A 7,229-nucleotide genomic window follows, 5' to 3' on the forward strand; every position below is an offset into this window, starting at 1 on the left:
CTACGGCACGAACAACGAGTTCGGCTTCGACTACCTGCGCGACAACATGGCGTGGAGCCTCGAGGACCTCGTGCAGCGCGGCCACAACTACGCCGTCGTAGACGAAGTCGACTCCATCCTCATCGACGAAGCCCGCACGCCGCTGATCATCAGCGGGCCGGCGGAGGAGAACCAGCGCTGGTACCTCGAGTTCGCGCGCATCGCGCCGCGGATGAAGCGCGACACGCACTACGAGGTCGAAGAGGGCAAGCGCACCGTCGCCGTCACCGAGGACGGCGTCGCGTTCGTCGAGGACCAGCTCGGCATCGACAACCTCTACGAGGCGGCCAACACCCCGCTTGTCGGCTACCTGAACAACGCGCTGAAGGCGCAGGAGCTGTTCAAGCGCGACCGTGACTACATCGTCAACGACGGCAACGTTATGATCGTCGACGAGTTCACCGGCCGCGTCCTCGCCGGCCGGCGCTACAACGAGGGCATGCACCAGGCCATCGAGGCCAAGGAAGGCGTGCAGATCCAGCAGGAGAACCAGACCCTCGCCACGATCACGCTGCAGAACTACTTCCGTCTCTACAACAAGCTGTCCGGAATGACCGGTACCGCGCAGACCGAGGCCAACGAGCTGCACCAGACCTACAAGCTCGGCGTCGTGCCGATCCCGACGAACCGGCCGATGGTCCGTGACGACGAGACCGACCTCATCTACAAGAGCGAGGACGCCAAGTTCGCCGCCGTCATCGACGACATCGCCGAGCGGCACGAAGCCGGCCAGCCGGTGCTCGTCGGCACGGCCAGCGTCGCGAAGTCCGAGCGGCTGTCCGGGCTGCTGCTGCGCAAGGGCATCCCGCACGAGGTCCTCAACGCCAAGCAGCACGCGCGGGAAGCCGCGATCATCGCTAGTGCCGGGCGCAAGGGCGCGGTCACCATCGCCACGAACATGGCCGGGCGCGGCACCGACATCATGCTCGGCGGCAACCCGGAGTTCACCGCGGACCTCGCACTGCGCGAAGCCGGGCTGACCCCGGACGAGACGCCCGAGGAGTACGAGGCCGGGTGGCCGGATGCGCTGGAGAAGGCGCAGGCGGCGAGCAAGAAGGAGCACGACGAGGTCGTCGCCGCCGGTGGCCTCTACGTGCTCGGCACCGAGCGGCACGAGTCCCGGCGCATCGACAACCAGCTGCGTGGTCGCGCTGGCCGGCAGGGCGACCCGGGGGAGTCCCGGTTCTTCCTCTCCCTCGGTGACGACCTGATGGTGCGGTTCAACGGTGAGCGCGTCGCGGCGATGATGAACATGCTGCGGCTGCCCGAGGACGTCCCCATCGAGGCCAAGATGGTCTCGAAGGCGATCCAGTCCGCGCAGACGCAGATGGAGCAGCAGAACTTCGAGATCCGCAAGAACGTCCTCAAGTACGACGAGGTCATGAACAAGCAGCGCACCGTCATCTACGACGAGCGGCGCGAGGTGCTCGACGGCGCCGACCTCACCGAGCAGATCCGGCCGATGATCACCGACGTCGTCACGAGCTACGTCGAGGGCGCCACCGCCTCGGGCTACCCGGAGGAGTGGGATCTCGACCAGCTGTGGACGGCGCTCAAGACGCTGTACCCGATCTCGCTGACCGATGACGAAGCCGTCGAGCAGGCCGGCGGCAAGAAGGCCGACCTCACGCGCGAGTTCCTCGTCGAGGAGCTCGTCGCCGATGCGCAGGCCGCCTACGACCAGCGCGAGGAGGACCTCACGCCCGAGGTGCTGCGTGAGCTCGAGCGTCGGGTGCTGCTGTCGGTGCTCGACCGCAAGTGGCGCGAGCACCTGTACGAGATGGATTACCTGCAGGAGGGCATCGGCCTGCGGGCGATGGCGCAGCGCGACCCGCTGGTCGAGTACCAGCGCGAGGGTTACGACATGTTCCGGGCGATGATGGACGGCATCACCGAGGAGTCGGTCGGCTTCCTGTTCAACCTGGACGTCGAGGTCGGGGACGAGGAAAGCGCTGCAGCCGAGTCCCCGGTCGCGGTGTCGGCCGGTCCGCCGACGTTCTCCGGGTCGGGCTCCCCTTCGGGTTCGAACGACGGGGCCTACTCGCCGGCCGAGGACGACGAACTGCTCGCCGCGCAGGAGGGTGGGCCGCAGCTCGATCTCGCGAAGTTGGCGACGGCTCAGCTCGAGCACGACGCCACCAACGGGCACAACGGCGGGTCGCCGCAGGTGAAGGCCAAGGGCCTCCAGCGCAGCGACGAGGAACGCCAGCTGACCTACATCGCGCCCGAGCTGGGCTCGGATTCGCCGTCGGTGTCGACCGACTCGAGCGCCACGCCGAAGCCGGCCGCTCGTAAGCAGACGTCGCGCAACCCGAATCGCGGCAGCCGCGGCAACCGGTCCGGCGGCGGCAACAAGAACAAGCGCAAGCGGTAGCCGTAGTCACCGCTCCCCGATGCTCGGGCTGGACTGTGCACGGGTAACCGGGCGACACGCCGTTGTTCACCTGCAGACGGTGCACAGTCGCGGGTTCGTGTGGCGGCGCTGCGGGCCGACACGCCGACAGATCGCCCGCAGTGGCGCCACACGACGGATGCCGTGGCCGTCGGGTCGAGGCGACGAGGCGCGGTCGACGAGGCGCGGTCAGCCGAGCTGGATGCGGGTGCAGCGCCACCGGCCGTGGCGTTCCTCGAGCCGCAGCGCCATGGCGTGCACCCGCTCGCCGGTGTCGAGGACGGCGCACAGCTCGGCGACACCCTCGCGCGGCTCCGCGCAGCGGACGGTGCGCACCGCCGCGCAATGCAGCCAGTGCGGTTTGCCGCGGCGCATCGCCCGCTCGAAATCGGTGCCGAGGCCGCTGCTGACCGACGGGCTGAGCATCGCGCTCAGCTGGTGCAACGGCCTGCGGCCGCCGGCCGTCTCGATCATCCCGATGAGCAGTTGGCGGGTCCAACGCTCCGGGTCGGGCAAGCCGCGTGGACGCGCCGGTTTCGGCAACCACGCGGCCGGTGCGGGGACCGCGTCGAACGGTAGCCGCGGTGCGTGCGGGCCGAACAGGGGGATCGGCGCGGTGAGCTCGTCGTCGAACGGCGGCTCCCGGCGCGGCGCGGGCCGCACGATCACGCGTCCGGGCGCAGCCGGCGGGTAGGTCAGCGCAGCGGTCATGGCGTCTCCTTGCCGATGTCGGCCGGCGCGTGCAGCACCTGGCCGGGGACGATGACGGTCGGGTCGCCGCCGACGACGTTGCGGTTGGTGGCGTACCAGCGCGGCCACGCCTCGGCGATCGCCTGCGGCGATGCGTGCGCGCCGAGCCGTCGTGCGGCGATCAGCCACAGCGAATCGCCGGGCGCGACCGTGACGGTGTCGCGGTCGCCCGTAGCGGTGGGCGCAGCAGGCTGCGCGGACATCGGCCAACGCGGCGGCTGGACCGTTGGACGCTGCGGATGGTGCCGAGCGTGGCTGTGCGGTGCTGTGTGCAGCGGCCACGTCGGGGTCGGCACCGCGTGCGCCGCCGCGGCTGCGGTGGGTCCGTGCCCCACGAGGGGCGTCGTCGCCGCGGCGGCCACCGGCGCCAGCAGGATGCCGAGCCCCGCCGACCCGGCGAGCATCGTGCGCAACGCCCTGGGCAGGACGAGCCGCGCAACAAGCGTTGCCCGACGTCCTGCGACGCCGGGTAAGCGTGCGGCGGCGGCGGCGGCGAGCAGGCCGACCGCGAGCCACGCGGCCACCGCCCAGAGCGCGGCGCCGGCCAGCTGGGCGCACGCGCCGTCCGCGCCGACGCGCTCGAGCCACGCGTGCGGTTGCCCGAGGCTCGCGATCAGCCGACCGGGGTCCGGGCGGTCGAGAGCGAGCACCGCAAGGTCGCTGACGACCAATGCCCCCGCGTACCCCAGCCGCATGTCAAACCCTCTCGTTTGCGTCCATTTGCGTTTGTATACCTGCATAGGACGTTGTTCAAGCCCGGAGGAAAGGCTGTGGACAGAAAGGGAACGGGCAGGTGTCGCGGTGCCAAGCAGGAAGCGGCGCACCTCGTCGGCTCCTTCGCGTAGCGCGGGCCCGCTCGGCGACGGGCGGCAGACCTCTATCGTTTCGACGTGTCCGACGTGCTGATCCGGCGCCGCCGGGACGACGACATGCCAGCGCTCGTGGAGCTGCTGACCCGGCAACAAGCGCAGACGCGCTACCCGCTGCGTTGGCCCTGGGCAGGCGACCTGGCGGATTTCGTGCGCAGGCCGAGCGAGCTCGCGGCCTGGGTCGCCGTCGTGGACGACGACATCGCCGGGCACGTGACCGTCGAGACCGTCGCCGACGGCGAACTCGCCCGGCTGGGGTCGGCTGCACATGGTGTGCCGGTATCCCGGCTGCGCTGCATCAGCGTCCTGTTCGCCGACCGTCGCCTGGCACGGCGCGGCATCGGCTCGGCGTTGTTGGCTCGGGCGACGGAGCATGCGCTGGCCGACGGCGGAGCACCGGTGCTCGACGTCGTGGCCGGGCACGTCGAGCCTGTGCGGCTGTACGAGTCCCGCGGCTGGCGCGATGCCGGGCGGTTCCGGCCCGACTGGCTTCCCGCGGCCGAGGACCCGGTGCGCGTCATGTTCCTGCCGCGGACGACCCGAGCGGCCGGGACCTAGCGGTCCTGGCCGCTCGGGTGACGACCTGGGTCAGGAAACCAGCTCCAAGGACGCGGCGGACGCGGCCACAGTGCCGACGCGCGGCGTCTTCACCCAGCCGTTGCGGCGTAGGAGCATCCGCGTCCAGGCGCGCGCGGTCGTGACGATCCAGACGTAGGAGTAGGCCGAGAACACGAGCGCGAATGTCGGCACCTCCCACCACTTGTACGGATGCCGCGAGTTCTTCTGGTAGGTCAGCATGAACGTCGCGAGCGGCAGCAGGCTGAGCACGAGCGAGGTGATGCGCAGCGGCAGGCCCTGCGGGACGAACGACAGGAACGACGACGTGATCTTGACGAATCCGAGACTGCTGGCCACCGACGCCGTCATGCTCAAGCTGATGACGACGACCGTGACCACGAGGAACAGATACGTGACGAGATCGAAGCGGCCGGCCAGGCTGGCGCCCTTCGCGCGGGCCAGCCGCGGGATGTGCGACCAGCACTGGTAGTGGCCCTGGATCCAGCGCGTGCGTTGGCGAAGCAAGGGACGCCACTTGGTCAGGCCCTGCTGCGCAACGGTCGTGTGGTGGCAGAAACGCGTGCGCCAACCGGCTTCGATCAAGCGCAGGCCGAGGTCCAGGTCCTCGGTGAGAGCCGTCATCTTCCACGGCGAGTCACCGAGCGTCATCAGTGCCGCGAGACGCGTGAATTGGCCGTTGCCGCCGAGGCCGGACGAGCCGATCCGGTCGCGGGCGATCTGCACCAGGTAGGTGAAACCGACGAACTCCATGTCCTGCATGCGTGCCAGCGTGCTGTCCCCCGCGTTGTAGATCCGCACTCCGACCTGGGTCGAGCCGACAGATGAGTCGATGAAGTACGGCGCCACGACGGACAGACTGTCCTTCTCCAGCCGGCCGTCCGCGTCGACGATGGCGTAGACGATGTCGCTCGGGCCGCGTCCCTCGAGCCAGGGGTCGCCGGCGAGCGCCGCGTCGCGGATGAGCCGGTACGCGTGGTTCAGCACGTCGCTCTTGCCGCGTCCGCCTTGCTCGGCAGTGCGCGAGAGCAGGCGCACCCTCGGGTCCTGGGCCGCGTGCTCGGCGATGAGTGCGGCGGTGGTGTCCGTCGAGGCGTCGTCCACCACCAGGATCCGACATGCCCCGGCGTAGTCCAGACCGCGCAGATTGGTGATCGTGTCGCCGATGACCTGCTCCTCGTTGCGTGCAGGCACGACGACGATCATCAGCGGTGACTCCCACCCGGGCGGCGCGGTGTCTGCACCGGGCCGACGCAGGGAGACGACGAACAGAGCGGCGTAGTAGAGGACGACGATGCTGGTGAACCAGCCGGCCCAGGTGAGATCGATGGTCATGACTTGCCTCCTGCGTGCGGCGCGTGGCTAGGCAACGCGGTCGTCCGGAATGGGTGCTGCGAGATCGGCGCAGACTCGTTGTGCGATTCGCTCGGCGGCGTGTCCGTCACCGAACGGGTTGGCGATGTGCGACATGGCGCTGTAGGCGGCCGGGTCGGTCAACAGCTGGTCGGCGACATGCTCGAGGTCGGCGGGATCGGTGCCGAGCAGGCGAGCGCACCCTGCTTCGACGGCTTCCGGCCGCTCGGTCGTGTTGCGCAGCACCAGTACGGGTTTGCCGAACGACGGCGCTTCTTCCTGCACGCCACCTGAATCCGTGAGCACGAGGTCGGTGTCGCGCAGCGTTGCGCAGAAGTCGAAGTAGTCCAGCGGCTCGAGCAGCCGGACGGACGATTCACTGCTCAGGACGGGAAGGACCGCCGACCGCACAGCAGGATTCGGGTGGACGGGGAACACCACCTCGAGTTCGTGCCGGCGCGCCAGGCGGCCGATCGCGGCGGCCAGGTCGCCGATCGTCGAACCGTGGTTCTCCCGGCGGTGCATGGTGACGAGCACCCGGCGGCGCTCGTCGGTCCCGGAGATGAATGCGGAGCGTCCGAGACCTTGATCGCAGACCCACTGCAGATTGTCGATGACCGTGTTGCCCGTGACGGTGATGGCTGCCGGGTCGATGTTCTCGGCCTCCAGAGCCACGCGCGAGCGGTGCGTCGGCGCGAAGTGCCAGGTGGCGAGCCGGCTGAGCAGTTGCCTGTTGGCTTCCTCGGGGAAGGGATCGGTGAGCGAACCGGAACGCAGCCCGGCTTCGACGTGCGCGATCGGGACGCCGGCGTAGAACGCGGAGAGCGCGCCCGCGAACGCCGTCGTGGTGTCGCCCTGCACGAGCAGGACGTCGGGCCGGTGCGTGGCGAGGTCCGCGGCGACCGCGTCGATGACGCGAGCCGTCAGTGCCGGCAACGTCTGTGCCTCGCGCATCAGCTCGAGGTCGTGATCGGCGGGCGTTCCCAGCGCGGGCAGCAGGGCGGCCACCATCTCGCGGTGCTGCCCGGTGGCCAGGACGCGGACGTCGGCGTCGGCTGCCTGCAGCGCGCGGACGACCGGGGCCATCTTGATTGCTTCGGGACGGGTGCCGACCAGGACGGTGGCGTGCAGAGAAGTCGTTCGCGGAATTTCGGGTGACGAGGACGTGCGTCCTGCAGTCATGCAAGGAGCTCCTTGACGGTCGGTGACCGGCTGCCGGCTGTCGGGGCGAAGGTGGGTCACCTTCGCCC

6 protein-coding genes are annotated in these 7,229 nt (G+C 69.8%); 2 read left to right on the plus strand and 4 right to left on the minus strand.

Annotated features, from left to right (window positions below):
• Window positions 1-2,413 (plus strand): preprotein translocase subunit SecA (secA, locus tag ACFFCN_RS18015; protein ID WP_375493909.1); only part of this gene is annotated, 2,413 nt, incomplete at its 5' end.
• Window positions 2,414-2,620: 207 nt separating this feature from the next.
• Here the strand turns inward: secA and ACFFCN_RS18020 are convergent.
• Together ACFFCN_RS18020 and ACFFCN_RS18025 are read right to left on the minus strand one after the other, a co-directional pair.
• The gene (locus tag ACFFCN_RS18020) at window positions 2,621-3,142 is read right to left on the minus strand and encodes an Rv3235 family protein (protein WP_375493911.1); all 522 of its coding nucleotides are present in this window, start codon (window positions 3,140-3,142) and stop codon (window positions 2,621-2,623) included.
• On the minus strand, window positions 3,139-3,876 hold the full coding sequence (locus ACFFCN_RS18025) for a LysM peptidoglycan-binding domain-containing protein (protein ID WP_375493913.1): 738 nt from the start codon (window positions 3,874-3,876) through the stop codon (window positions 3,139-3,141). Before ACFFCN_RS18025 ends, ACFFCN_RS18020 begins: the two co-directional genes overlap by 4 nt.
• Window positions 3,877-4,071: 195 nt before the next feature.
• On the opposite strand from ACFFCN_RS18025, the gene ACFFCN_RS18030 reads away from it, so the two are divergent.
• A complete protein-coding gene (locus tag ACFFCN_RS18030; RefSeq protein WP_375493915.1) occupies window positions 4,072-4,608 on the plus strand; it encodes a GNAT family N-acetyltransferase in 537 nt (178 codons plus the stop codon).
• 30 nt (window positions 4,609-4,638) lie between these two features.
• On the opposite strand, the gene ACFFCN_RS18035 is transcribed toward ACFFCN_RS18030, so the two are convergent.
• Window positions 4,639-5,961, minus strand: coding sequence for a glycosyltransferase family 2 protein (locus ACFFCN_RS18035; RefSeq protein ID WP_375493917.1), 1,323 nt, complete (start codon window positions 5,959-5,961; stop codon window positions 4,639-4,641).
• 27 nt (window positions 5,962-5,988) lie between these two features.
• Window positions 5,989-7,161 carry a non-hydrolyzing UDP-N-acetylglucosamine 2-epimerase gene (gene wecB, locus ACFFCN_RS18040; protein WP_375493919.1) on the minus strand — a complete coding sequence of 391 codons (1,173 nt, stop codon included), beginning with the start codon at window positions 7,159-7,161 and terminating at the stop codon, window positions 5,989-5,991.
• Window positions 7,162-7,229 lie beyond the last annotated feature (68 nt).

Source organism: uncultured Jatrophihabitans sp., from assembly GCF_964246335.1.
Lineage (GTDB): Bacteria > Actinomycetota > Actinomycetes > Mycobacteriales > Jatrophihabitantaceae > Jatrophihabitans.

Excerpts from the sequence above, each read along its gene's own strand:
- ACFFCN_RS18020 (WP_375493911.1), bottom strand. The coding sequence starts at position 3,142 with ATGACCGCTGCGCTGACCTACCCGCCGGCTGCGCCCGGACGCGTGATC.
- ACFFCN_RS18025 (WP_375493913.1), bottom strand. The coding sequence starts at position 3,876 with ATGCGGCTGGGGTACGCGGGGGCATTGGTCGTCAGCGACCTTGCGGTG.
- ACFFCN_RS18035 (WP_375493917.1), bottom strand. The coding sequence starts at position 5,961 with ATGACCATCGATCTCACCTGGGCCGGCTGGTTCACCAGCATCGTCGTC.
- wecB (WP_375493919.1), bottom strand. The coding sequence starts at position 7,161 with ATGACTGCAGGACGCACGTCCTCGTCACCCGAAATTCCGCGAACGACT.